Here is a 25,126-nt window from a genome sequence, read left to right as displayed (position 1 = left end):
AGATTTCTCTTTATTAAAAGATTATGACCAAGTTATTCAATTATAAATAGAGGTTGATCATACTGAACAGGATCACCGTCTTTAGCAAGGATTTTAACTATTTTACCAGCTTTTTCAGCTTCAATTTTATTCATTATTTTCATTGCTTCGATAATACATAAAACATCCCCTTTTTTGACTTGCTGACCTTCTTTAACATATACGGCTGCATCCGGAGAAGGAGAACCGTAGAAAGTTCCAACCATAGGGGATTTAACTTCTTCACCATTTAAAGTTTCCTCAACAGCAGATGTAGTAGTTACTGTGCTAATAGAAGACATTGGATTTGAGTTGGCTACTGGTGCTGATGCAACAGGAGTTATATTACTTGCAACAGGAGCGGAAATCACACTTGTGGCAGCTGTATTATTCTTGGTCATAAAAATACTAGATCCACCATCTTTGATTTTTATTTCTTTAATGTCGCTAGAATTGAGAATCTCGGCTACTCTATCTATCGCTTTTAATAAATCCATTTTTTTCTCCTTTAGTATTTATATAATTTATAGCTTCTATTACAGCTAAGGTATAGCCATTTGCACCAAGACCAAATATGCCTCCGTAAGCAATGTCTGACAGAAGTGACTTAGACCTAAACTCCTCCCTATTATATATATTAGATAAATGTATTTCAATAAAAGGCTTGTGTGTGGCTAAAAAGGCATCTCTTATTGCTACACTAGTATGTGTGTATGCAGCGGGATTTATGATAATAAATTTGGCTGATGTTTGCTGTATTTTATCAATAATTTCACCCTCATGATTACTTTGAAAAAACTCCAAAGTTATTTTATGTTCTTTTGTTAGGTTAGAAAGTTCTAGATTTATATCTTTAAGGGTTTTATTACCATATACATTAGGCTCCCTAGTTCCTAATAAATTAAGATTTGGACCATTAATTACTAAAATATCCATTTAAATATTCCTATAGCTTTTGATTGCATTAACTCTAATAAATTTTTTGTTTTCAACACAATAACAGGTTAGCTTACCACCAAAAACACATCCAGTATCTAAAGCAATTATACTTTTGTCGTTAGTTATTCCGTTAAGCGCAGCCCAATGTCCAAAAATTATAGTTTGTTCAGCTTTGAACTTTTTGTGTCTAAGTTTAAACCATGGTCCAAAATTTTTTGGCATGTTATCAATCGTTGAACTAAATTTTAGGTCTAATTCACCATCTTTTTTTATAGCTCTCATTCTAGTGAAGTAGTTAAGTATACATAGCCATCTTTCTATTCCCTCGAGCTCTTTATCCCATTTTGCAATTTCTTCATTAAAAAGGTTGGCTAGTAGTAATTTTCTTGTAGTTTCATTTTTAAAAACAAATTCGACCTCATTAGCTCTCTTTATGGCTTTTTTAGGTGACCAAATATGTGGAATACCAGCATGAGTTATAAAATAGTTATTAAGCTTTATTAGGAATTTTTGGTTACAAAGCCATTCTTGAATTTCTTTAAGATTAGGAGCATTTAAAATTTCATCAAAAGTATGTTTATTACTTGAAGGTAAGAAATTATAGCTGATAGCTAAAAATAGTATTTCATGGTTTCCTAAAACAAGTTGAGCTTTTTCTCTAAGAGACATAATAAAATTTATTGTTTCAAGTGATTTTGGACCTTTATTTATAATATCGCCAGCGAAAATAAGTTTATCTGTGTTTTTGTAGAACTTTATTTTTTCTAACAAAAGTTGTAGTTCGTCATAGCAACCTTGTACGTCTCCAATTATATAAGTAGCCATTGTTATTCCTGACTTAAGAAGTTTGCTAAATTAACAAAATCATTAACACTTAGGTTTTCTGCTCTAAGATTGGTATCGATAGGTAAGCATCTAGAGTCAATATTCTGTTGTTTTAAAATTTCCTTAAGGTTATTATGCAGAGTTTTTCGGCGTTGTGCAAAGCTTAGTTTTACAAGTTTTTCAAAAAAGTTGTAATCCTTTAAGTAAGGCTTATCAGTTCTTGGTTTTAATCTAATTATTGCAGAATCAACTTTTGGTTTAGGATAGAAAACCTCAGGTGGGATTTTAAGAATGTAGCTACATGTAAAATGGTATTGTAAAATAACTGAAAGCCTTCCATAAACTTTGGTGTTTGGTGGCGATATTATTCTATCGACCATTTCTTTCTGGAGCATAAAATGAGCATCAATAACTTTGTCACCCAAGCTTATTACTTTAAATAATATAGGGGTGGAAATATTATAAGGTAAATTGCCAATCAACTTTACTTTGTTGTTTGGCATAGATATTTTATCAATATTAAATTCAAGAAAATCTTCATTGTAAACTTTAGGTTCACCATATGTCTTACAGTTATCAAGTAATGATTCTATGATAGTATAGTCAAATTCAACCACATTAATATCGTTAGATTTGCTAAGCAAATGGCGGGTTAATGCTCCTAAACCTGGTCCTATTTCTAACACAGTATCATTTTTATTTATATTTGCTAATTGAACTATCTTTTGGATGATATTTTCATCTTGCAAAAAATTTTGTCCTAAAAACTTCTTTGCTTTGGTTTTATATTGCATATGATTAACCTATTTAATACAAATCTGGTGTTTTAAGATCATCTTCCAGAATTTCTATATAAGCATCGTCTTTCATGGAAGTTAGCCAGGTTTTATATATTTGTTGGGCTTTTTCTGAGAAAATTGCTTCCAAGGCTTTTTGTTCTTTTAATTCTTCTGCAGCATTGTAGTTTTTTGTTTTAGTGTATTTTAAAATCATCCAAGTTTTTGGATCAGCTTGGAAAACATCAGAAAACTCATCTTCTTTGAGGGTCTGTAGTTTTGCAAAAGCAGTGGGTGGTAGAGAAGGAGGGGTATCTAAAGTTGACACCCAGCCAAATTCACCATCAGCGTGATCATAGTCTTGATTAAATTTTTCTGCTACTTTTGTGAAAATCTCGCCACTTGATAGAGCAACAAGAGCTCTATCAAGAGAGCTTTTTGCACCCTTTTCAGTCATGCTACCACCTACTTTTATGACTATGCCGTAGACATAGTATTTGGTGATTTCCTTACTTAGCAAAGGAGCTTGGGTGTGTATGTTATCAATATAGATCATTTGCACAGTGTTGTTTACAATAAAAGGTTCAGATGCTTGACCTTCTTTAAGTTTTTCTACTTTTGTTTTATAAATGCTCGGTATAGCATCAAATTTAAGAGGGTGGCTAACAGTTCCTCCTGTACTTGCATTAGGAGCTTCTGAGAATTGTTCTACAACATCAGAGAAGCTAATATCACCGTTATTAACAGCCATAGCTAACTTTTTTAATAATCCAATTTTATCTTTTCTAGCTTTTTTTGAATCAGGCAAAGCTATGATAAGATTTTTAAGACTATAGGTCTTGACTGGAGACATTTGTCTATAGAATTCTTTTTGATGTTTTTTTAAGTATTTTTGAATTTCTTCTGGAGAAACATATACTTGCTGAGCAATAGCTTGTTGCTGCAATTGGTTAACCATTAGCTGCTGACGTATTTTATCTTTATATTTACTAAATGACATACCGGATGCTTCTAGGTTTAACCGTAATGAATCTACAGACATACCATTTTTAGCAGCTATTTCTTGTATAGCTGAGTCTAATTGTTGCTCTGAGATTGTAATATTATTTTGCTCGGCTAACTGAATTAATACACTTTGAGATATCAAATCTTGAAGAGCAAGCCTTTTTATAGTTAGCTCATCAGTATTGAATTGAGCCACCTGTGGATTACTAGCTTGGAGTTTTTGAACCTCTTGATCTAGTTCAAGGGAGGTTATGGGTTTATTATTTACTATAGCAACTGTTTTATTGATAAGATTTTTCTTATTAGAATTTTGTAGCTGTGTTGTACTTGTTTGATTATTGTTGTTGAAATCTGAGTTAAAAGAGTTTTGAAATAAGCTAGATGCTATATCAGCATAGCTGTTACAAAAAAAAATAAATAAGACGCTTATAGAAAAAAGATAGCTTTTTATCATGATTTTGCACCTCCCCATTCACCAGCTTCATAACCATTTATTTGGCTTAATCGAGAAGCAATATTACTACTACTGCCAACACTTCCTAGACCTTTTAGCTCAAATTCAAGCATATAGGAATTAACTAAATTTCCTAGTTTTTGAGGGTCATTCGGATCAGAGTTTGTATATGCACTTTTTTGCCATAGTGCTCTGACAGCCCAAGATTTATCATTGTATTGCAGGCCTACAAATGCATCTGCTAGCTGATTCTGCTGGAAATTATAGTTCCACAACCCCGCTATTCCCCAGCTATCAGTAAGGTTAATTATTGTTGAAAGGGTTATAGTTTCTTGTGGGGTTGGTTTTACACCATTGTTAATTTGGTCTTGGGTTAGAGAGTTCCAGTTATTAGCAATATTATTATACGAAATATTAAAAATATTCTCACTCTCATCTTTGTAAGAAAGTTGATATACTTGGTAATCCACATTTTGCTGTTGTATGCGGTAATTAATCTGAGCAGATAAATAAATATTTTTCATTATCTGGTACTCAAACGATGACATAATAGGAGAGAATGTTTCTTTTGCAAACGGATCTGTCATTTCTGGGTTAGGACATGTTGAGTTGCCTTGACAAAGCGTGACCATTCTATCAGCAAAATACATCATTTGACCAATCTTAGCGGATGCTAAAGTAGAGCCATCTTCTTGATTGATCGTTGTTGACTCTAGAGCGTATGTAAGCTGATTGGCGTTGTTAATTCTATCGTGACCTGTAAACCTATTTACCTGGAACATCTGCATATATTGTTCGTTTTGTAAGCTGGTGTCAAATAAAGGTATATCAGTTTGGTTTTGATAAGGAATATAGGTGTAAAATAACCTAGGTTGTAAAGTTTGGGTATAAGCACCTTCTTTTGTTGTATATTCACGATCAAAGTATAACCCAGAATCAATGTTAAAAATAGGTAAGATACTTGTAACGCTACTTTGACTAAATTGAATAGTATCTGTAGGTTTATTATTTAATTGATAGTAACGTATAGGTACTTCTAACGAAGGGTTAAGGTATCCCCAAGTTTCTGAAAAATTACCAGCGATTTTAGGTGACTCATATCCTCTAAAAGCATTTACGTTTGTCCCTATGGCCGCGCTTTGACTTGGGTTTATTGGCGCTGCAGCTTTATAGAAATAAGTGTTTAAAGTTTCGATACTTAGACTTAGGTGGTCAGGTGTATAGCCATCAGCTGTAGCATTAAATTTTATTTCAGGTAATTTAGCGTAAGGTCTATTTGCAAGGTTCATGTCCGGGTTAACTACACCGTAGAATAGTGCTGTTAATCCTGAAGTTATATTTTCATTGCTATAGTTTAGGTCAAACTCTCTATCTAAAAGAGTTTTTGTAACTAAGTTAATGTTACCTACAGAGAAGTCATCGTAATAATTTTTATCACTGACATAATCGTATTTTAGTGTAGTGGTAACACCATTTCCAAAATCGCCATTATTTGAGAAAGTAAAAGCACCTCTCATAGTATGGGTTTGGAAGTCATAAGGTACTATTGAGCCCTCAAACTGACCTTCGAAAGTATCAGTCATATATCTGAACGTGCCATTTTCCATCAATCCACGTTTTAACCAAAAAACCGTCTCAAGTAATAAATCGTAATTTGGTGCTAAGTTGAAATAGTATGGTATTGCAACCCCATATCCAGAAAGTTCACTATTGACAAAGTTTGGAGTTAAGAAACCAGATTTTCTTTTATTACTTATAGGATATGAGAAGTAAGGAATGTACATAACTGGTATATCTTTAATTTTAAAGAAACCATCTTTAACATAAGCCATTTCTTTATTAGTATCAATATTGATATTTTTCCCCGTTATTTTCCAATCATTATCAGTAGGATCGCCGGAGGTGATATAAGCGTCTTCCATCATTAGGTTATCTTGATCTTCTTTTTCAAAAGTTTTTGCATGACCTCTTAAGTGTCCACTAAAATGTTCTTTATCATACATATGAGTATTAGGTACTTCCCTAGCCATTCTAAAGTATGTTTCACCAGCACTATAAGTACCATCATTTGTATTAGCAGTAAGCTCTTTTGTGCGAATAACTATACCAGTAGATGGTTGTTTAGCAATTACATCGCCAGTCATTACGATTGATTGGATAGAGTTCTTACCAGTATTAAAACTAACGATAGCATCATCACTATACATTTCTTGGTCACACTGTAATACTTCTACATTTCCAGAAGCTACAAGCGTACCATCTGTATCATATTCGGCGTCTTCGTAACTAAGTTCTGTTTTTTTAGACTCACATAAAGCTTTTGTGAAAGCTGTGTCATTATTATAGTAGCCACCAACAAAAGTTTTTGCTTCAGGAACCCAGCCTAAATCGTCAGATAATGCTTTTTGTTTTTCTTCAGGCTTTAATTTTTCATCAAAGACGTTTGCTGGCTGTTTAACCCGATCACATTTCCACTCATTGTCTACAATTTTACAACTCCAGTCTTCTTTGATAGGATTTTTGTTCATAATTCTTGCAGAGTGGCCAGACGCTGTAACAAATACAGTTCCAAAGCAAATCCACAGATATTTATGAATACCCTTTAACATATTATTATGAGGAGCCTTTTTGTTGAGTTTTTAAAAATAACCATGGTATTATATCGGTATTTACTACATATTTCTATGTTAAATTAGAAGGTATAGGAATAGTTTTATATTAGGTTTATAAAAAATGAATATAGAAGTTTATTTATCAAAGATATTTGTAAAAGCATTTCAAAAGTTAAACTATGGAGAAAGTTTTGCCAAAGTAGTTGTCTCAACCCGTGATGGAATAGGGCATTTTCAGTGTAATGGAGCAATGCCTTTAGCTAAATTTGCAAAAAAACCACCGTTCGTAATTGCTCAAGAGATTATTGAATGCATAGAGGAAAAAGATATTTTTAGCAATATTGAAGTAGCAAATCCAGGTTTTATAAATATGACGCTTTGTTCCAATTTTTTGTCTAAGATCGTAAATAATTTTCTTAAAATGAGTAACTTTGGAGTAGACAAAAATACTAATCCAAAAAAAATAGTTCTAGACTTTGGTGGCCCAAACGTTGCAAAACCTATGCACGTTGGGCACATAAGGTCGGCTTTATTAGGAGATGCATTACAAAGACTTTATCGTTTCTGTGGTGATAAGGTTATCTCTGATGTGCACTTAGGTGATTGGGGTACCCAAATGGGCATGCTTATAGAGGAAATAAAATTACATTCTCCAGAATTGGTTTATTTTGATAAGGAGTATATTGGAGAATATCCTAAAAAATCACCTGTAACGGTTACTGAACTAGCAGAAATATATCCGCAGGCTTCAAAAAGATGTAAATCTGACATAACCGAAATGGAAAAAGCAAGACAAGCTACTTTTGAATTACAGCAAGGTAGAAGGGGTTATGTTGCTTTATGGGAACATTTCGTAAAAATTTCTGTTGAAGCTGTTAAGAATGATTTTCAAGAGTTAGGTATACATTTTGATCTTTGGTTAGGAGAGAGTGACGCTAATAAGTATGTCGGAGAAATGGTAGAGTATCTGAAATCTAAAGAGTTTATGTATCAAGACGATGGTGCTTGGGTGATAGATATAGATAAACAAGATATCCCACCACTTATTATTATAAAAAGTGATGGTGGTGTTATGTATGGTACTACCGATTTGGCAACTTTATGGCAACGTAATAAAGATTTTAATCCGGATAGAGTTATTTATGTCGTTGATAAAAGACAATCTTTACACTTTAAGCAAGTATTTAGCGTAGCTCATAAGACTAATATAGTTAGCTCTAATTGTGAATTAGAACATGTTGCTTTTGGTACAGTAAATGGAAAAGATGGTAGACCTTTTAAAACAAGAGAAGGTGGCGTAATGCATTTATCTGACTTAATATCACAAGCTAAAACATGTGCTAGACAAAGAATGCCAGAAGAAAATGACGAAAGTGTTATAAATCAAATAGCTATGGCAACAATTAAATTTGGTGATTTAGTTAATAACTATGCAAATGATTACGTATTTGATTTAGAAAAATTTGCGCAGTATGAAGGCAAAACAGGACCATATCTTTTATACACAGCTGTTAGGGCAAAATCTATAATTAGAAAAGTATTTGGTGACGATTATAACTTACAAGATTTAGTTAAGCATTATGATGTTTTTGCTGCTACTAATGAATATGAAGAAAAACTTCAACTTCAACTTATACAGTTTCCAATGGCTATAAGTAGGGCTTATGAAAATTCGCAGCCTCATCATATTTGTGATTTTGCATATTCTTTGGCAAATGTTTTTAATAAGTTCTATGTTAATTGTCCTACCACAAACATTCAAGATCAAGAAATAAAGGATGCTAGAATAGCACTTTGCGTAGCCACAGTTAAAGTGATGAGTATAGCATTAGGTGTGATTGGTATATCAATACCAGAAAGGATGTAATTTATTTGTTTTTTACCTCAGCCAAGATTCGGTGATAATTTTTAAAACGAGTTTGATTTATGTTACCTTGCTGAACTTGCCTAACTATTTCGCAACCCTTAGAGCTTTCTTCATGTGAGCAGTTCCTAAATTGACACATACCTTTGTATCTTTTGAAATCTAAGAAGCCATCAAACAGTTCCTCTTGAGAAATATCCCATAATCCAAATTCTCGTATACCAGGAGAATCGATAATACTCGTATTTGGATCTATTTCGTATAGTGTTGAGCATGTAGTAGTATGGCGCCCTTTTTTTGTTGACTCAGATACTTGACTTGTGGCTGTAACTTGCTTACCTAAAATTGTGTTTAAAGTTTCAGATTTGCCAACTCCAGATTGTCCCAAGAAAATAGAGATTTTACCATTTAGAGACTCTAATAAATTTCTTATACCAATATTATCTTTTGCTGACATATATAAAAGCTTATATCCTATAGATTCGTAAATACCAGCTAATTGTTGAATACTTTGTTTATCTAATTCGTTTTGGTTGTCAATTTTATTTATAGCTAGAATAGGTACAATATTACTGTTGTGTAAAGCTGCTAGATACCTATCTATATAGTGCTCAACAGGTGTTGGTGAATGAGAAATAATTATAATTCCTTGATCTACATTTGCAGCAATATTTTTATTTTTACGCTGATAGGAGTTAGGACGAGATATTAGATTTTTTCTTTCTGATAGAGAGGTTATCACGTAGGTAGAATTTGAGTACTCAGTTATTACATTATCTCCAACGGTTAATTCTCCTTTAAGGTGACTCCTCAATAGACATGAAACCCTTTGATTATCTTCTAATTTAACAATAAGGTTACCACCAAAGTTAGTTATAATTTTTCCATGCTGTTTCAAAAAACGTTATTCAAATTAATTATTTAGTATATGATGATTATAAACTTTTTTAGTTAAATTTGCTGAATAAAACTAAGTTATTTGAATAAAAACATTATCTTTGTTACTATCAGTCAATGAAACTATTTGCTTAGAAATTTCTGTTAAGGAGAAAAAATGAAAAAATTTAAACAGTTATCTTTGATTATCTTAGCTAGTTTTTCTGTTAATTCAATATATGCAGAGGGTGTTAAGGATATATCGAAAGATAACTTATCACCAGAGGGCTACTGGGTTCAGTTTGATGAGGATAAAGATGCTGGGATCGGTAAAGTTCAAGGTATCGTACATTCTTATTTTGCTAAGAATAATAAATATGGAGATAAAGGTACCCTTGAGATGGAAATAGTTGTGCCAATTATGGATGTTGTTAACAATAAGATTGTACCAGCACCAGTTCATTGCGATGTTTGTGGTAAGGGTAACGTTAATGGGTTTAAATATGATTATACTAATCCAAGTGATAATCTGATGCAAGGTCTTGTTTTTGCTGGAAATTTGGAACCTCAAGAAAATACAGGAGGTTCTGATAAAAGTCTTGAGTTTGACAAAGGAGGAGTTTTAAATCCAAATGATGGTAAAACATATAACTCTAAAGCTCAAGTGCAAGATAATGGAGAAACTTTGTTTGCCCGAGCATATAAAGGAAACGGCTGGTATGCTGTTGGTAAAAATGCCCATTGGAAAAGAATTACAGAATCTCAGTATGAGCAAGTCAAACAAAAATGTGGCTTAAATAAAGAAACAGGTGTTTATCCATATGAGGATAAGACTGGTAAAGTAACAAATCAAAAATTATTTGAAGAATGTTATAATTATGATTTTGGAGTCAAAAAACCGGTATAAGTTTTTTATCAACATCTAAACTTATTTCTATATATGGATAGTGATTTGCACGCTAAATCTCTATAATTTATTTTTAGTAACCTTAAGCTAGTTTTTTTGTCTAAATGAGTAATTATCGTCAAATAAAAGTATTAACACAAAGCTTGGCTAACCAAATAGCAGCAGGGGAAGTGATAGAAAGAGCTTCATCTGTAGTTAAAGAGTTGGTTGAGAATTCTATAGATGCTGGAGCATCAAATATTATTATTGAAATTCAAGATGGCGGTAAATCATTTATACGTATTCGAGATAATGGTAATGGCATAACAAAGCAAGATATGGTTTTAGCTTTAGTGGCTCATGCAACAAGTAAGGTTTATACTTTAGATGAGCTTGAGGCTGTTGCAAGTATGGGTTTTCGTGGCGAAGCTTTGGCAAGTATAGCATCGGTTTCAAAACTAAAAATAATTTCTAAACATATACAAGCACAAGATGCTTGGCAAATTAATAACTATACTAATGAAGTTATACCAGCAGCGCATGTTACAGGAACAACAATAGAGGTTAGTGAATTATTTTATAACACGCCAGCACGCCGTAAATTTTTAAAAAAAGATAATACAGAATTTTTACACATTTTTGATTTATTAAAAAAGTATATGCTATGTTATTTTGGTATATCTTTTAAGTTTATTCATAATGGTAAAGAAATAAAAAATCTAATAGCAGCTGAAGATATTCAACTTAAATATAATCGTGTATTTGAGTTGTACAGTCAGGAATTTATTGAAAATGCTATTTATATTGATGAAAAGGTTGGGGATGCGCATTTATGGGGGTGGGTAGCAAGTCCACGCTATAATCGAGCTAAAGCAGATATGCAGAGTTTCTATCTTAATGGACGCATTATTAAAGATAAGATTGTAAACCATGCGGTGAAAACCGCATATAAAGATGTAATGTATGGTAATAGATATTCAGCGTTTTTACTTTATCTAGATATGGACTATAGGGAAGTTGATGTTAATGTTCATCCAGCTAAGAGCGAAGTTAGATTTAGAAATCAGCGATTTATTTATGATTTTCTCTTTGGAAAAATTAATAAAGCCATAACTACTAGTGCAGATGTACAAGCAGCTAGTGATGATTTAAATTATAATTTGCAGCAAAAGAAAGTATCAGTAAACAATCCTTTGAATATCGGTAATATGAGTTTAGATATATCTGTAAAGCAGGAGATAGAATCAAAAGATCAAGCATTTGAATATGTTATAAATAAAGACGAGAATAATAAAGATGATAATAGTGAAAATGAACTTCATATTAACCAACCTAAGAAAGAAGGTAGATTAGGTCAAGCAATTTGCCAAATTCATGGTATATATATACTTTCTCAAGTTGATGATGGAGTTGTACTTGTCGATATGCATGCAGCACATGAAAGAATACTTTATGAGGAAATGAAAAAGTCTTGGCATGTAGATGCTGATAAATTTAAGCAAAATCTTCTTATGCCGATAACTTGTCAGCTATCTAGTAGTAAGGTTGCTACTATTGATGAAAATTTACAAGTTTTTGGAAATTTAGGTTTTGAAATTTCCGTTATTGCAGACGATGCTGTATTAGTCAGATCCGTTCCTATATATGTCAAAAGTAAAGATATTCATGATTTGATATCTAGTGTGGCTATAGAACTTATGGCATCAGGTAAAACTAAAAGTGTTGAGTTTTATTTAAACCATATTCTTGCAACAGTGTCATGTCATGCTGCTGTCCGAGCAAATGATAAGATTAGTATTCCAGAGATGAATCATCTTTTGCGTCAAATGGAAACAGTTGAAAATTCTGGCCAGTGTAATCATGGCAGACCGACTTGGGTGAAATTAAATTTTGCGCAGATGGATAGTTTCTTTTTGAGAGGTAGGTAAAAAAGGAAAAATTTAAGGATTTGTTTGGTTAATTTTCATTAATTAATCCTAGAAATGTTCTTCAGTTCCTGATGATGCTAATTTGTTTTGAATCATACCATTTAGATACTTATTTTTATTGTAGAGTTTAAAACCTTTCTTGTTTATATACTTATATTTAGATTGTAAATTATGACCACTCAAACTATGCTCTTGAGAAACATTTCTATTTAATAGACCTAAATTGTTAGGGTTTTGAGTTTTAATCAGTTTACGAGGTTGTGATTGACTACAGGAGTTTAATTCTATAGAATTTGGATTTTGTTTGCTGATATAAGAAAAAGAGCAGTGAATGTCCACTTGATATTTCGTGTTAGTTTTACTATTTAAAATTGATGCATGTGAGCAGGGTTTATGTTCAATGTAGGAGTGATTATTCCAAACAAAAAGTCCTGAATTACGATTATCTGTGCTGCTATGAACAAGATATGGTGCTAGGTAAATATCTAAATCATTATTAACAATGTCAGATAAGATTATATGATAGTCTGAGGGTTTTGCCTGACTATTTTTTATATCGTTATAACGAACTTTTATTTTGTGATCGTAACATATTTCAAAAGAAAAATTTACCTGATTATCAAGTGTTAAGGTATGATCATAGTTTAAATTTAAAGGCATATAAATCGAATCATCTTGAGGTTTCTTTTCGTTCCAGAAACTTCGTTTATTATACTTATATACATTCTTTTTATTATAAATGACATTCAACGTATTAAATACAAAACTCATTTGCCCATTATTTTTATTAATTTCAAATTTGCTATACTCATTTTTGATGAAATTTGTAGTATCTGAATTACTTATCTTACTAATGACATAAGTGTTTTGGAAGCTATCTTTTTTATCCTCGAAAGCTTTTTTGTACACCTGCTTACGGTAGTTGGCTAAAGAATTTAATTGGGGATATTTATTTACTAAACGTTGATGATGATGTTCAATTTCCTGTTTCACAAAATCTTTCATTATTTGTGAAATGTAGCTATCACCGTCCAGGTCTAAATTAGTGTGAAGGTCTAGAAGATCATCATAAGTACTATTGGATGTTTTTTTACGAATACATGTGCCCGGCACTAAAATAACATACGATGGGACATCCGAAAGTCTGGTAAGATATTTTTTGTATTCTTCCTTTGTGGAGCCAGGATGCTCCCTATCTTTATAAGTTAAAAAATATTCAGGACAGACAACTAAATGTCTTTGTCCTATTTTATGCTGCACCAGAGTATTGACATAACTTGTTATTGTATCGATTTGTGATTGGATATAATCATCAGGAGATAAGTTAACTAAGCTCTTAGTGGATATGTGTGTGCCGTGAATAATATGAACAACCATATCGCTATTGTTTATTAACATGCAAGGATTCCTTTTTAACTTTATTGTTGCTGAGTTTAGGTAATTTCAATTTTATTTTTATAATGTTGATCATGTTTCACTTCAGCGTACCAATTTTTTTAATTTAAAACCTAAATTTTAAAAGCTATTTTATATAGTCATCTTAATATAATACACATGTGACAAAGATATTTCTGAAGTTTTCATTAAAAGGCTACAACTATTTATACTCTTATTAATAACCTATCCAGGTATTTTTCAGCATCCAAAGCAGCCATACAGCCAGTACCAGCAGAAGTTACAGCTTGCTTATAAATATGGTCAGCTACATCACCAGCTGCAAATACGCCTTTGATGTTTGTTTGAGTAGCATCACCAGCTAAGCCAGATTTAACTTTGATATAGCCATTTTCCATCTCAATTTGACCAGTAAAAATACTGGTGTTTGGAGTATGACCAATAGCAATAAATACACCCTCTACTTTGATTTTTGATTCTTCTTTTGTTTTGACGTTTTTTATCTTTAAAGAATCAACTCCCATATCTGTACCACAAACCTCTTCTAAGGTTGTGTCCCAGACTATATTAACATTTCCATTTTTGGATTTTTCCATTAGTTTATCGATAAGGATTTTTTCAGATTTAAGTGTATTTCTACGGTGGATTAAAGTCACAGATTTAGCGATATTTGATAAGAAAAGAGTTTCTTCCACAGCAGTGTTACCACCACCAATTACGGCTACATCTTTATTTTTATAGAAAAAACCATCACAAGTAGCACAAGCTGAAACACCTTTACCCATAAATTTTTCTTCTGATTCTAGCCCCAAATATTTAGCTGTAGCCCCAGTAGCGATAATCAAAGCATCGCAAGTATATTTTCCTAGTTCACCAACTAGTTTGAAAGGTCTATCTTGTAGATTTACAGAGTTTATTGTGTCATAAGTTATTTGGGTATTAAACCTTTCTGCTTGCTTTTGAAGTTTTTCCATTAGATCAGGACCCATAATACCATCAGGCTCACCTGGCCAGTTATCTACATCTGTGGTGGTTGTAAGTTGACCACCTGGTTGCATACCTGTGATTATTACCGGGTTTAAGTTTGCACGAGCTGCATATATTGCTGCAGTATAGCCAGCAGGACCAGATCCTAAGATGATTAATTTATGATGGTTTGCCATGTTTTCTATAAATGTAATAAAATTCTCTGTTTAGTAAATTATAGCATAAAGTTATACGGTACTAAATTTATAAAAATGTATTTGTTTTAAAACTGTTTACTAGACTGGCATTTTGCTATATATTTGTAATAAATAATATTATTTTAAATTAATTTTTTAATAAAATAATAAATAATAAAAAATAAAAGACATGTATTATTATAAAAATTTAAAAAACAACATAAAAGATATATCAGATAACTGCAACTGGGGAGATTATTATAGTCGCTAGATTGTAGTCTCAATGTTTATACTGATTCCGAAATGTACCTCATTAGGTGTTAAATAATTTAAACATTTTTTAGGTCTATTATTCAAGTCAATTTGCAACTTTCTAAGATACTGATGAGAGATATTACTAAAATCAGTACCTTTAGGAATAAATTGTCTGATATACCTATTCATGTTTTCATTTGTACCTCTTTGCCATGGACTATATGCATCTGCAAAGAATACTTTAATACCAGTTTTATTTGATAAATTTTTGTGTTTAGCAAACTCTTTACCATTATCAAAAGTAGCTGTGGTAATTTTATTACCATTTGATGCTCTGTATAAAATTTGGTTAATTGAACTAGCTGTTCTATCTTTAGCTTTGCCTAGAATTGTGAATCTACTAACTCTATCTACCATAGTCAAAATAGCTCCTTTATGATCTTTACCGACTATAGTATCACCTTCAAAATGATACAGCTCTTTTCTATCATTAGCTGCTTTAGGCCTTTGTGATATGTTGACTCTATCCTTTATCTTACCTTGATTTGAGGAGCCTTCTTTTTTGTATTTGTAACGCCTACCTTTGAAGAATAATAACTGTTTAAGGTTATGTCTTTGTATAAAGTTATAAACAGCTTTAAAACTTAGCTTAGCTATACCTTCATGCTTTAATCTACCACAAATTAACTCCGGTGATATTTTCTTTTTGAGTAAAGCTATTATCAGCTTTTTAACTTCATTAGTAAGTTTATGATTATTTGACTTTCTACGACTACAATACAACTTATGGGCTATCTCTGCAGAATAACTTTTACCTACTTTATTCCTTTTAAGTTCATTTATAACAGCTGTTTTACTAAATCCTATTTTATTAGCTATTGCTGCTTCTAAGTATCCTAATTTAAGTAAATTTTCTATATAATATCTATCTGAAAGAGTTAAATGTCTATGTGCCATTTTTAGTTCCTGTTCGTTTATTTAAGTTCTTCTCAAACCTAATAAACTACATCTGGAACTCTCTTTCAACTATTTTAAAACTTTCAGAATACAATCTAGCCTTTTGTTAGCTTAAACTCTTCGGGTGTTAAACGGCGTTGGGCTATATGCCATAATCCAGTATTAAGTAAATATTCACGTGCAGTTTCTACATTTGATCCTCCGGATGTGTAGTCATGATTTTCCATGTAATGACCTATAGGCTCCATTTTTTTGATGCTGTTTAAAATAAATGAAGTATAAGAATGTCTATTGCGAGGATAATCTCTAATAGTATCACAAATATGCAAAAATACGTTTTTAGGATTGGTATCATTGCATCTCTGGATTATATTATTAAAGTCATTTGCTCTATTAATTCCTGTATTACCACTATGCCAGAAGAAATTTATAAGTCCTCTATTCCTACGCCACCTTAAGTAGTCATTAGTAGCATCATTAATAGCTTTTTTTATTTTGCTAACTGTGAACGTTCCAGTCATATTTATACTTGGTTGATTGAATAAATCAAAAAAACCAGGATTAACATTGTCGATAACGTTTTTAAACCATACCTTTAGAGTGTTTTGATCCATATAACCTCCAGGGAGTCTGACACTGTAGTGGTATCCGGTTAATGGTGAGGTACAAGTCCCTCTGCAACTTGGACAATTAGTCTCATTAAATAACCATTTCTCTATACATTTTACATGAAATCTATGTCCACATACAGCTTCGCATACTTTATTATTTTTTGTACACTCATTCATACAAATAACACATTTTTCATTACTGTAAGTTTTGTATTCTGATAGTTCTAATATTTTGTAATTAGACATGTTATTTAAACCTTATATAGTAAAATTTTATTTCCCAAAACCATTTTAAAAAGCAGAGTTAAGGTATTAAAAGATACGATATAACCACTATGTAAAATGCAAATTAAAGTTAGCTACATTATGTTGTATTTATATTTTTATTTCAATTAATATTTTAAAAATTTAAAAGAAAATTATATCGGAGTTTTGTTAATAGGATTAATTCGAATATTAGACCTCTTGCATAACTTGCTAAATAGGTTAAACTATTTATTTTTATTGTAATGATGTTGATGAAATTTGAGCAGATTAAAGATGAATCACCAGAATGATTCCGTAGACTTACAGGTGTTAAACGCACTACTTTTACTGTCATGACAAAGATATTAAAAGAAGCGCAAGTCCAATTAAAAGCACAAGGAGGTAAGCCGAATAAATTGTCTATAGAAGATATGCTGCTTATGGCGCTGGAATACTTACGCGAATATAGAACATATTTCCATATTTCACACAGCTATGGTCTAAGTGAAAGTGCTTGTTATCGTAATATACGCTGGGTTGAAGATACTCTGATTAAAGATGGGCAATTCTCATTGCCTGGACGTAAGGCATTATTAAAAAGTGACGTTGACTATGAGATTGTACTGATAGATGCAACTGAAACACCTTGCCAGCTCCCAAAAAAAGAGTAAAGAATAAGAAGCGTATTAAGAACCGCAACAACAAACAAAAGCAGTTTGTATCCAGTTATATTTACGCAGCAGCATGTGCTGCTACAGGAGACAGCTTTGGACTAATACTTCCTGAAACTAACACTCAGTCTATGCAGATATTTTTAGACTGATTATCAAAACATATTGATAAAGGTAGGCATGTGGCATTGATAGTAGATAATGCTGGTTGGCACACATCTAGAAACCTAAAAATACCAGAGAACATAACTTTGATACCATTACCTGCATATTCTCCTGAGCTAAACTCAATGGAGCAGGTATGGCAATGGATAAAGAGACATTTCCTTTCGAATATGTGCTTTAAAAGCTATGGTGAAATAGTTGATAAATTACAGCAAGCTTGGAACGCTTTCTCAAATAATACTAAACTCGTTAAATCTATGTGTACTAGAAATTGGAATGTATGTCTTAATTTATAGTGGGATTGGTATAATTTGATTGCTGGAATTTATAATTTCGACACCCTGAAAGGACTTATTAACTGATATCTGATGTTATATTTATTTGGTTATAGATGTATTTTAACAAGTGGAAGAGCTATTGGGACTATGATAGAAGTAATGCCAATACCAACAATCCAATATAAAAATGTTTGCATTCTGTCTATTCTTTTATCGATTTGCTCAAAGCGTTGATTAATACTAGTTTTTGATTCACCAAATTTATCATTGACTTGCTCGAAACGTTTATCAACTTGCTCAAAACGTTGATTGATACTAGTTTTTAATTCATTAAACTTAGCGTCGACATCATTTCTTAATCTATCTATATCAACCTTTGTTTCAGCAACAACATCATGAGTAATCTTATGAGCCATAAGATTAATGTACTCTTGCTGACTTAGGCTGATGTTTTTATCATCGCTCATATTAAGACCCCATGTGTTTGTTTTGTTATTATATATTAACGTATAGTGTATCATCAAATAAAGTTCATATAAATAACTTATAAATCCATCTTATGCTTGACGTGGCTATAGCACTTTTACACTTGGTGCCCCTTTAGAGTTTTGATAAATTTATAGAACACAAATTTGGATTAAGTGTTATTTGTTGAAATTGTGATTTGTAAGGGTTTTGGAGTGGTGGGCCCAGTAGGACTCGAACCTACGACCTACGGATTATGAGTCCGGCGCTCTAACCAACTGAGCTATAGGCCCAAACATAGCGACAATTATATTTTAAAGCTTATTGTTAGTCAATACGTATTCTTTGTTTTTTCTATTAAATTACAAATTAAATAACTATTTGTATATTTTTGCAGAAGATCCGACAATTAAAGGATCTGGAGGTATAGCTACTTCTAATGATTTATTGTCATAATCGATAGTGTTAAGAATGTATCTAATAGCATTTAATCGAGCTCTTTTTTTGTCATCTGACTTGACTATGACCCATGGAGCATACGGCTTATCAGTATATATAAACATCCTTTCTTTGGCCTCTGTATAATCTTCCCATTTATCTAAAGATGCTTTATCGATAGGACTAAGTTTCCATTGTTTTAAAGGATGTGCTTCTCTAGCAATAAATCTATTTTTTTGTTCTTGCTGGCTTACAGAGAACCAAAATTTAATAATAATAGTGCCGCTATCAACTAACATCTTTTCAAGCATAGGAACTTGTTCTAAAAAAGAGAAATACTCTCTCTCTGTACAAAATCCCATAACTCTTTCTACACCAGCACGATTATACCATGATCTATCAAATAAAATTATTTCGCCACCAGATGGTAGATATTTAATATATCTTTGGAAATACCATTGGTTTCGTTCTTTTTCAGTAGGCTTTTCAAGAGCCACAACTTTTGCACCACGAGGGTTTAAATGTTCCATCACTCTTTTGATAGTTCCACCTTTACCAGCAGCATCTCTGCCTTCAAAAATAATTAGAACTTTTTTATTATTTTCTTTTACCCACCTTTGAAGTTTTAGTAATTCTATTTGCAAATGATACTTTTGCTTTTCATAAATTTTGCGAGGTATTTTATGCTTATATGGAAAAATATTTTCCAAAAAAAGCTTTTGGCGTTCTGTTTGGCTTAAAACTTCCATACTAAAATATTTCTAATAAACAGTTGTTTGAGTATCTTAACACAATCTTTTTATTTTTAGTAAAGCTAGTTAGTTTTTAGAATTTTAAAGTTTAGTTTGAAACTAAAAGCTATATAGAAGATACTAAAGGAAATTATTATAGCAATTAGTAAGCTTGGAGTTTTTATTGGGTATATTAACACAGCTATAAAAGTTGCTATGGCAGCAAGCATGGTAAACAGAAATGTAAATGTTTTGACTATTTTGCTATCACTAATATGTTCCGTTCTTGATAAATAAATGTATTTTATAGGTACAAAAGAGAAAATTGCTAAGATTATTATGATTATTTCATTAATCCATCGAGGTGATTGAAAACAAAGCATATACATGATAATAACATTCCAATAGCTAGGAAACCCGACGAAGAAATGATCATTAGTTTTAGCATTTGGTTGACAGAATTGATATGACGAGGAAATAGTTATGATACTTATTATAGCCAATAACCATTCATGACTTACGGTGTCTGTAACGTATATCCAAACACATGGAACTATAGAGTAAGTAGTAAAGTCAATTATGTTATCTAAAAGTGCCCCATCTAGAGGTGCGATTTTTTTTATATCAACAAGGCGGGCAAAGCTGCCATCAACAGAATCAATGAAGACTGATGCTATGATGCTGAATAAAGATAGTCTCATATTATAATAGTATAATTCTATATCTCCTAAAACGTTTGCTTTTGCTGCTTCTATTGAGAATATAATTGCAAATATTCCAAACACAGCACCTAGTGAGGTGAAAAGATGTACTAACCAAGCATATATTTTTTGTAAATTTTGCATCGATTTAAGTTTATAGCCGATAAATTTTTGAAATTTTAACAAAAATAACTAATAGTTTCTATCTATAACTAGATTTATAAGTTTTTCTATATTATTGCAATTTATATTTTTAGCTTTAAGTTGGTTTATTAAAGAAAACATTAAAGCTTTTTTTTCATCTAAGTAATTTGTAGCTCTTTCTAAGCCGATTAATGAAACGTAGGTTGATTTGTTGGCATCTATATCTTTTGCACAGGTTTTTCCTAATTCTCTAGTAGTTTTGGTTACATCAAGAATATCATCCTTGACTTGAAAACATAGTCCAATAAGTAGGGATAACTCATCTAATACTTTTTCTATAGCATTATCGTTGTTGGTTGAAAGAAAATAAGGCAATAAAATGCTAGCGCTAAACATTTTTGCAGTCTTATGGATATGGATACACTCTAATTGATCTAGAGTTAGGAGCTTATTTTCACCTTCTATGTCAAGTTGTTGACCAGCTACCATACCTCCAAGCCCACAAAATTGTGCTAAATGGGTATTTATTTTTTTTAAGGTAGATAAGTTCTTAACATCAATAGTCTGGATTATTTGGAAAGCTAAAGCTTGCAAAGCATCTCCGGCTAAAATTGCAGTGGCTTCATTAAACCTAATATGGCATGTGGGTTTACCCCTACGTATGGTGTCATTATCCATAGCAGGTAGATCATCGTGAATTAGAGAGTATGTATGTATAGCTTCGATTGCAAAAGCTAATTTATGACAGTCTTGGTTAGCAACCTCAAAAGCCTCGCCAATTGCGTAAACGAATTGAGCACGTACTCTTTTACCTCCACTAAAGAAGCTATATTTTATTGCCTCAATTAGAGTGTCAGAGATACATTTGAGACTTGTAAATATTTCTAGAGCAAATTTATTGAAATCCCCTAATTTATCTTTTTCTTTCATAAAAATTTGATTATCAAGTCGTATTGTTTTTCTAGAACATTACTATGGGCTTTAAAAGTGTTATATGAATTTCTTGACATGGTGCTTAGAATTTGTGTATTATCAAAAAGTCCAATTATTTTATTAACAAGCTCATCAGAATTATTTATAATAATCAAAGCATTATTTTTAGTCAAATCTCTTGATATTTGGCTAAAATTAAAAAGACTGTTACCACTAATAATAGGTTTTGCTAAGGCAGCTGGTTCGAGTAGGTTATGTCCACCTGTATTAGTTAAACTACCACCAACAAAAGTTATATCAGAAATGTAGTAAAGATGCATAAGCTCTCCCATAGTGTCTCCAAGGTAAACTTGAGTTTGTTTTTGTATGGAGTCTTTTGAAATGCTTCTCTTTTGATATGAAAAGTTATGTTTGACTATAAGTTTTTCGACTTTTGAGAATCTTTCTTTATGTCTTGGTACTATTATTAGCAAACATTCTGGTTTTAGTTTTAAAATTTCTGAATGAGCTTTAAATATAATCTCTTCTTCACCTTGATGAGTACTCCCTGCAACCCAAATTGGACGATTGGCTAAGCTTTTCTTCAAAACCGCCATGTTTTTTTGCAAACTTTCTGGAGTTATTAGATTATATTTGAGATTGCCAGTTATTGTAAGTTTTTCTTTAGGAACGCCTAAAGATATAAAACGTTTTGCATCTTTTTCAGTTTGGGCATTTATATGAGATATTTTACTGAATAAGAATTCTTTGCCAAATGGAATTTTTGTATAGTTACGCATCGACCTTTTAGAAAGCCTAGCATTTGTTATGACTACAGGGACATTGTTATCAAAACATTTGTGTAGGATATTTGGCCATATTTCTGTTTCGATTATTATAAAAAACTTAGGGTTAAGCTTTGCAAAGAAGCTATTTATAAAAGGCTGTACATCATATGGTATGTACATATGGTACACGTTGTGGCAATTACCATATAATCGTTTTACTACATCGCTACCAGTAGGCGTCGTAGTTGTTATAACAAATTTTTCACTCGGGTGTGCTAAAATAAGCTTTCTCACTAATGGTTCTGCAGATAACGTTTCACCAACTGAAACGGAATGTATCCAAATACAATCATTTAATCGGATTTTTGTTGCAGCAAATCTTTCAGCCCAACGTTGTCTATAATTAACATTTTTGAAGCTTCGTTTTAGTTTTTTGATATATAAAATAGGAATATAGGCTATAAATAAGCTAGAATATACATATGCTAGGAATCTATATGTAACTTTTTTTAAGTAGTCCAACTTACTTTACCGATAAATAATTTATTTACTTTTTTAAGGATTATAACATATATTTCTTTTAAATGAGGTCAGAATTTATTAAGTATCATTATCATTTTTTAGGTTGCTGAGGAAATTATTTAAAGCTTTTGCTCTATGGCTATATAGATTTTTCTCTTGTATAGTTATTTGAGCTAGGGTTTTTTGTAGTTTTGGTAATAAAAAAATAGAATCATACCCAAAACCTTGAGCCCCAATTGGCTGACTTATAATTTTACCATCTAGTGTACCTAAAGATATCATTGGGGTAGGATCAGTAGCATGCTTTAGATAAGCAATAGCACATACAAACCTTGCATTAGTGTCGCTTGAGTTTTTTAACTTTCCTAGTAATTTCTCAATATTTGCCAAATCATTGCTATGCTGTCCGGCGTATCTAGCAGAATATATACCAGGTTCACCATTAAGTGCAAAAACTTTTAAACCAGAATCATCAGCGATTGATGGTAGTCCAGTGTATTTACAGCAATTACGAGCTTTAAGTATAGCATTTTCTATAAAGCTTAAGCCTGTTTCTTCAGTATCTGGTACGTTAAATTCGGATTGTGGTAACACATTTATATTTAGTTTTGATAGTATTTCTTTAAACTCTCTGATTTTTCCTTTATTGTTTGATGCAAGTACTATTTCTTTCATGGTTTTATAAAAACAATTATTAATAGGTAGTATTTATATGTTAGCAATATCTATATGAAATGTTATCATTTTATTTAATATAAAATGCTCAAGGGATTAACTTATGGATATTAGAATATGTTTTCTTGGCGGTGGTAATATGGCTAAAGCGATGATCTCTGGTTTAGTTAAAAGTAGTTTTAACCCTAAAAACATAACTGTTATTGATAGGAATATTGACAAGCTAGAAGCCTTATATAGTGAATATATGATAGAAATATCAAAGCCATTAAGTGAAGCTATAGCTGAAAGTGAAGTTATTATTTTGGCTATTAAACCGCAACAGATGGGTGAACTCATTAAAAGTATTAAGAATTATGTAAGCAGCTCTCATTTAATAATTAGTGTTGCTGCTGGTATCCAGGTTGCTATTTATGCTAAATTATTTGGTAAAGACATTGCCCTTGCTAGAGCAATACCAAACACGCCAAGTAGCTTAGGTTATGGAGCTACAGGGATATACTTTAACGATAGTGTAGATGCTAAGCAAAAAAATATAGTGATAAATATAATGTCAAGTATGGGCATAACAGTGGTGGTAGACACGGAATATAAAATCGATGTTATAGCAGCATGCGCCAGTTCTGGTCCAGCTTATTATTTGCAGTTTATGGAGTACATGATTGAATCTGCTGTTAAAAATGGGCTAGCAAGAAGCCAGGCTAGTATATTAGTTCTACAAACTTGTTTAGGTACTGCACATATGGCATTAAACAGTGGTGATAGTATAGAAATCTTGAGAGAGAGTATAACATCTAAGAAAGGTATTACATCAGAAGCTTTAAAAATTTTTGAAGAGTCAAATTTAAGGGGGATAGTAGATAAAGCTATTAAAGCTAATATAAAAAGGTCAAAAGAGTTAACGAATGAATTTGACGGAATTTTATAGGAAATAGTTTTTGTTTTTTTGAAGCTTAAATTTAATTGTGAATATATTTTGGAATAAAGGGTTTCGTATAATATTAATTTATAGTAATATAACTCAAGTGTGGTAATTTAAAATAAATGTTTACTTTATGTATCTTGTAATGTATACTTTTACAGGAAAATATGCAAATATTGACTTTATTAAGTTTTAAATAGGAATAGAGGGAGATTCATGAGATTACTATTAGCAGAAGATGATTTAAACTTAGGTGAAGGCTTACTGGAAGCTTTACAGAAAGAGGGTTTTAATGTGAACTTGGTTTCTGATGGTGAAGCTGCTCAGACTTTCATAGAATCTGGTTTGTACGATATAACCATACTCGATATTGGTTTACCAATTAAAACAGGTTTAGAAGTTTTAAAAAGCGTAAGAGGTAGAGGAATTAAAACACCTATACTTTTACTTACAGCTAGAGATGGTTTAGAAGATAGAGTCAAAGGCTTGGATTTTGGAGCGGATGATTATATGACTAAACCTTTTGAGTTGAAGGAATTAGTCGCTAGAGTTAAAGCTATCTCTCGTAGGATAGATGTTAGATCTGGTAAAAGTGTCAATGAAGAAATTAGGTTTGGCGAGTATAGTTTTAACCCTAGCTCAGAGACAGTTACAAAAGACGGTGTAATCATTCCTGTTTCTAAGAAAGAGTTAGCATTACTGTCTATATTAGTGCAAAATGCTGGTCGAGTTGTTCCAAAAACGCAACTTTTAGAAGAAGTTTATTCAACTGATAAAGAGATGGATACTAACACTTTAGAAGTGCATATGCATAACCTTAGAAAGAAAATTGATGTACCTAATTTTATTCAGACAATAAGAGGCGTTGGTTATTTTGTACAAAAGGACAAAGTAATTAAATAAC

At 31.8% G+C, this 25,126-nt stretch carries 23 protein-coding genes, 1 tRNA gene and 1 pseudogene; 7 read left to right on the top strand and 18 right to left on the bottom strand.

The features are described 5' to 3' along the window. Positions 1-32: 32 nt before the first annotated feature. From accB to SD28_RS07020, 6 genes are read right to left on the bottom strand one after another with little or no spacing between them, the layout of a single operon-like run. Positions 33-515, bottom strand: coding sequence for an acetyl-CoA carboxylase biotin carboxyl carrier protein (accB, locus tag SD28_RS07045; protein WP_039125410.1), 483 nt, complete (start codon positions 513-515; stop codon positions 33-35). Further along, on the bottom strand, positions 490-954 hold the full coding sequence (aroQ, locus tag SD28_RS07040) for a type II 3-dehydroquinate dehydratase (protein ID WP_039125408.1): 465 nt from the start codon (positions 952-954) through the stop codon (positions 490-492). Before aroQ ends, accB begins: the two co-directional genes overlap by 26 nt. Beyond that, on the bottom strand, positions 955-1,782 hold the full coding sequence (locus tag SD28_RS07035; RefSeq protein WP_039125406.1) for a symmetrical bis(5'-nucleosyl)-tetraphosphatase: 828 nt from the start codon (positions 1,780-1,782) through the stop codon (positions 955-957). Positions 1,783-1,784: 2 nt separating this feature from the next. Further along, a complete protein-coding gene (rsmA, locus tag SD28_RS07030) occupies positions 1,785-2,576 on the bottom strand; it encodes a 16S rRNA (adenine(1518)-N(6)/adenine(1519)-N(6))-dimethyltransferase RsmA (protein WP_039125404.1) in 792 nt (263 codons plus the stop codon). 13 nt (positions 2,577-2,589) lie between these two features. After that, the gene (locus SD28_RS07025) at positions 2,590-4,017 is read right to left on the bottom strand and encodes a SurA N-terminal domain-containing protein (protein WP_234384998.1); all 1,428 of its coding nucleotides are present in this window, start codon (positions 4,015-4,017) and stop codon (positions 2,590-2,592) included. Further along, entirely contained in the window at positions 4,014-6,626 is a 2,613-nt protein-coding gene (locus tag SD28_RS07020; RefSeq protein WP_039125403.1) for an LPS-assembly protein LptD, read from the bottom strand. The genes SD28_RS07025 and SD28_RS07020 overlap by 4 nt, the downstream gene beginning before the upstream one ends. Before the next feature lie 124 nt (positions 6,627-6,750). Between SD28_RS07020 and argS the strand changes: the two genes are divergently transcribed. Beyond that, on the top strand, positions 6,751-8,496 hold the full coding sequence (gene argS, locus SD28_RS07015) for an arginine--tRNA ligase (RefSeq protein WP_039125402.1): 1,746 nt from the start codon (positions 6,751-6,753) through the stop codon (positions 8,494-8,496). 1 nt (position 8,497) lies between these two features. Here argS and rsgA read toward each other — a convergent pair whose 3' ends face one another. Continuing rightward, a complete protein-coding gene (gene rsgA, locus SD28_RS07010) occupies positions 8,498-9,391 on the bottom strand; it encodes a ribosome small subunit-dependent GTPase A (protein WP_039125400.1) in 894 nt (297 codons plus the stop codon). A gap of 156 nt (positions 9,392-9,547) precedes the next feature. On the opposite strand from rsgA, the gene SD28_RS07005 reads away from it, so the two are divergent. Next, complete coding sequence (locus tag SD28_RS07005) at positions 9,548-10,276, top strand: DUF2147 domain-containing protein (protein WP_039125398.1); 729 nt, start codon at positions 9,548-9,550, stop codon at positions 10,274-10,276. 104 nt (positions 10,277-10,380) lie between these two features. After that, positions 10,381-12,183: a DNA mismatch repair endonuclease MutL gene (mutL, locus tag SD28_RS07000; protein WP_039125396.1), complete on the top strand. Its 1,803-nt coding sequence runs from the start codon at positions 10,381-10,383 to the stop codon at positions 12,181-12,183. 48 nt (positions 12,184-12,231) lie between these two features. Here mutL and SD28_RS06995 read toward each other — a convergent pair whose 3' ends face one another. The 4 genes from SD28_RS06995 to SD28_RS06980 form a co-directional block, all read right to left on the bottom strand. Beyond that, positions 12,232-13,581 (bottom strand): hypothetical protein, encoded by a 1,350-nt coding sequence (locus SD28_RS06995; protein ID WP_039125394.1) that lies wholly within the window; start codon positions 13,579-13,581, stop codon positions 12,232-12,234. A gap of 203 nt (positions 13,582-13,784) precedes the next feature. Continuing rightward, positions 13,785-14,741 carry a thioredoxin-disulfide reductase gene (gene trxB / locus SD28_RS06990; RefSeq protein ID WP_039125391.1) on the bottom strand — a complete coding sequence of 319 codons (957 nt, stop codon included), beginning with the start codon at positions 14,739-14,741 and terminating at the stop codon, positions 13,785-13,787. 267 nt (positions 14,742-15,008) lie between these two features. Beyond that, positions 15,009-15,953, bottom strand: coding sequence for an IS30 family transposase (locus SD28_RS06985; protein ID WP_039124962.1), 945 nt, complete (start codon positions 15,951-15,953; stop codon positions 15,009-15,011). Positions 15,954-16,048: 95 nt separating this feature from the next. After that, positions 16,049-16,810 (bottom strand): RING finger protein, encoded by a 762-nt coding sequence (locus SD28_RS06980; RefSeq protein WP_039125389.1) that lies wholly within the window; start codon positions 16,808-16,810, stop codon positions 16,049-16,051. A gap of 272 nt (positions 16,811-17,082) precedes the next feature. Here SD28_RS06980 and SD28_RS06975 point away from each other — a divergent pair. Further along, a pseudogene (locus SD28_RS06975) lies at positions 17,083-17,478 on the top strand (transposase family protein); the annotation flags it as partial. A gap of 185 nt (positions 17,479-17,663) precedes the next feature. Continuing rightward, positions 17,664-17,942 (top strand): transposase, encoded by a 279-nt coding sequence (locus SD28_RS06970; protein WP_052251900.1) that lies wholly within the window; start codon positions 17,664-17,666, stop codon positions 17,940-17,942. An 89-nt stretch (positions 17,943-18,031) separates the two neighbouring features. Here the strand turns inward: SD28_RS06970 and SD28_RS07805 are convergent, their stop codons facing one another. The 7 genes from SD28_RS07805 to rdgB all read right to left on the bottom strand — a co-directional run bounded on the left by SD28_RS07805 (position 18,032) and on the right by rdgB (position 23,300). After that, on the bottom strand, positions 18,032-18,391 hold the full coding sequence (locus SD28_RS07805) for a hypothetical protein (RefSeq protein WP_052251899.1): 360 nt from the start codon (positions 18,389-18,391) through the stop codon (positions 18,032-18,034). A gap of 214 nt (positions 18,392-18,605) precedes the next feature. After that, positions 18,606-18,682: transfer RNA gene (locus SD28_RS06960), tRNA-Ile, on the bottom strand. An 84-nt stretch (positions 18,683-18,766) separates the two neighbouring features. After that, a complete protein-coding gene (ppk2, locus tag SD28_RS06955) occupies positions 18,767-19,576 on the bottom strand; it encodes a polyphosphate kinase 2 (RefSeq protein ID WP_039125387.1) in 810 nt (269 codons plus the stop codon). A 65-nt stretch (positions 19,577-19,641) separates the two neighbouring features. Continuing rightward, complete coding sequence (locus SD28_RS06950; RefSeq protein ID WP_039125384.1) at positions 19,642-20,403, bottom strand: CDP-alcohol phosphatidyltransferase family protein; 762 nt, start codon at positions 20,401-20,403, stop codon at positions 19,642-19,644. Between the two features lie 48 nt (positions 20,404-20,451). Then, on the bottom strand, positions 20,452-21,333 hold the full coding sequence (locus SD28_RS06945; RefSeq protein WP_039125382.1) for a polyprenyl synthetase family protein: 882 nt from the start codon (positions 21,331-21,333) through the stop codon (positions 20,452-20,454). Beyond that, entirely contained in the window at positions 21,330-22,625 is a 1,296-nt protein-coding gene (gene waaA, locus SD28_RS06940; protein ID WP_039125380.1) for a lipid IV(A) 3-deoxy-D-manno-octulosonic acid transferase, read from the bottom strand. The genes SD28_RS06945 and waaA overlap by 4 nt, the downstream gene beginning before the upstream one ends. Before the next feature lie 78 nt (positions 22,626-22,703). After that, complete coding sequence (rdgB, locus tag SD28_RS06935; protein ID WP_039125378.1) at positions 22,704-23,300, bottom strand: RdgB/HAM1 family non-canonical purine NTP pyrophosphatase; 597 nt, start codon at positions 23,298-23,300, stop codon at positions 22,704-22,706. Between the two features lie 109 nt (positions 23,301-23,409). Here rdgB and proC point away from each other — a divergent pair, with 109 nt between their 5' ends. Together proC and SD28_RS06925 are read left to right on the top strand one after the other, a co-directional pair. Further along, positions 23,410-24,228 carry a pyrroline-5-carboxylate reductase gene (proC, locus tag SD28_RS06930; protein WP_039125888.1) on the top strand — a complete coding sequence of 273 codons (819 nt, stop codon included), beginning with the start codon at positions 23,410-23,412 and terminating at the stop codon, positions 24,226-24,228. 210 nt (positions 24,229-24,438) lie between these two features. Next, the gene (locus SD28_RS06925; protein WP_039125376.1) at positions 24,439-25,125 is read left to right on the top strand and encodes a response regulator; all 687 of its coding nucleotides are present in this window, start codon (positions 24,439-24,441) and stop codon (positions 25,123-25,125) included. Position 25,126 lies beyond the last annotated feature (1 nt).

The sequence above is a fragment of the Allofrancisella guangzhouensis genome, assembly GCF_000815225.1.
Classification (GTDB): Bacteria; Pseudomonadota; Gammaproteobacteria; order Francisellales; family Francisellaceae; genus Francisella; species Francisella guangzhouensis.
This window is presented reverse-complemented; position numbering and strand designations above follow the sequence as displayed.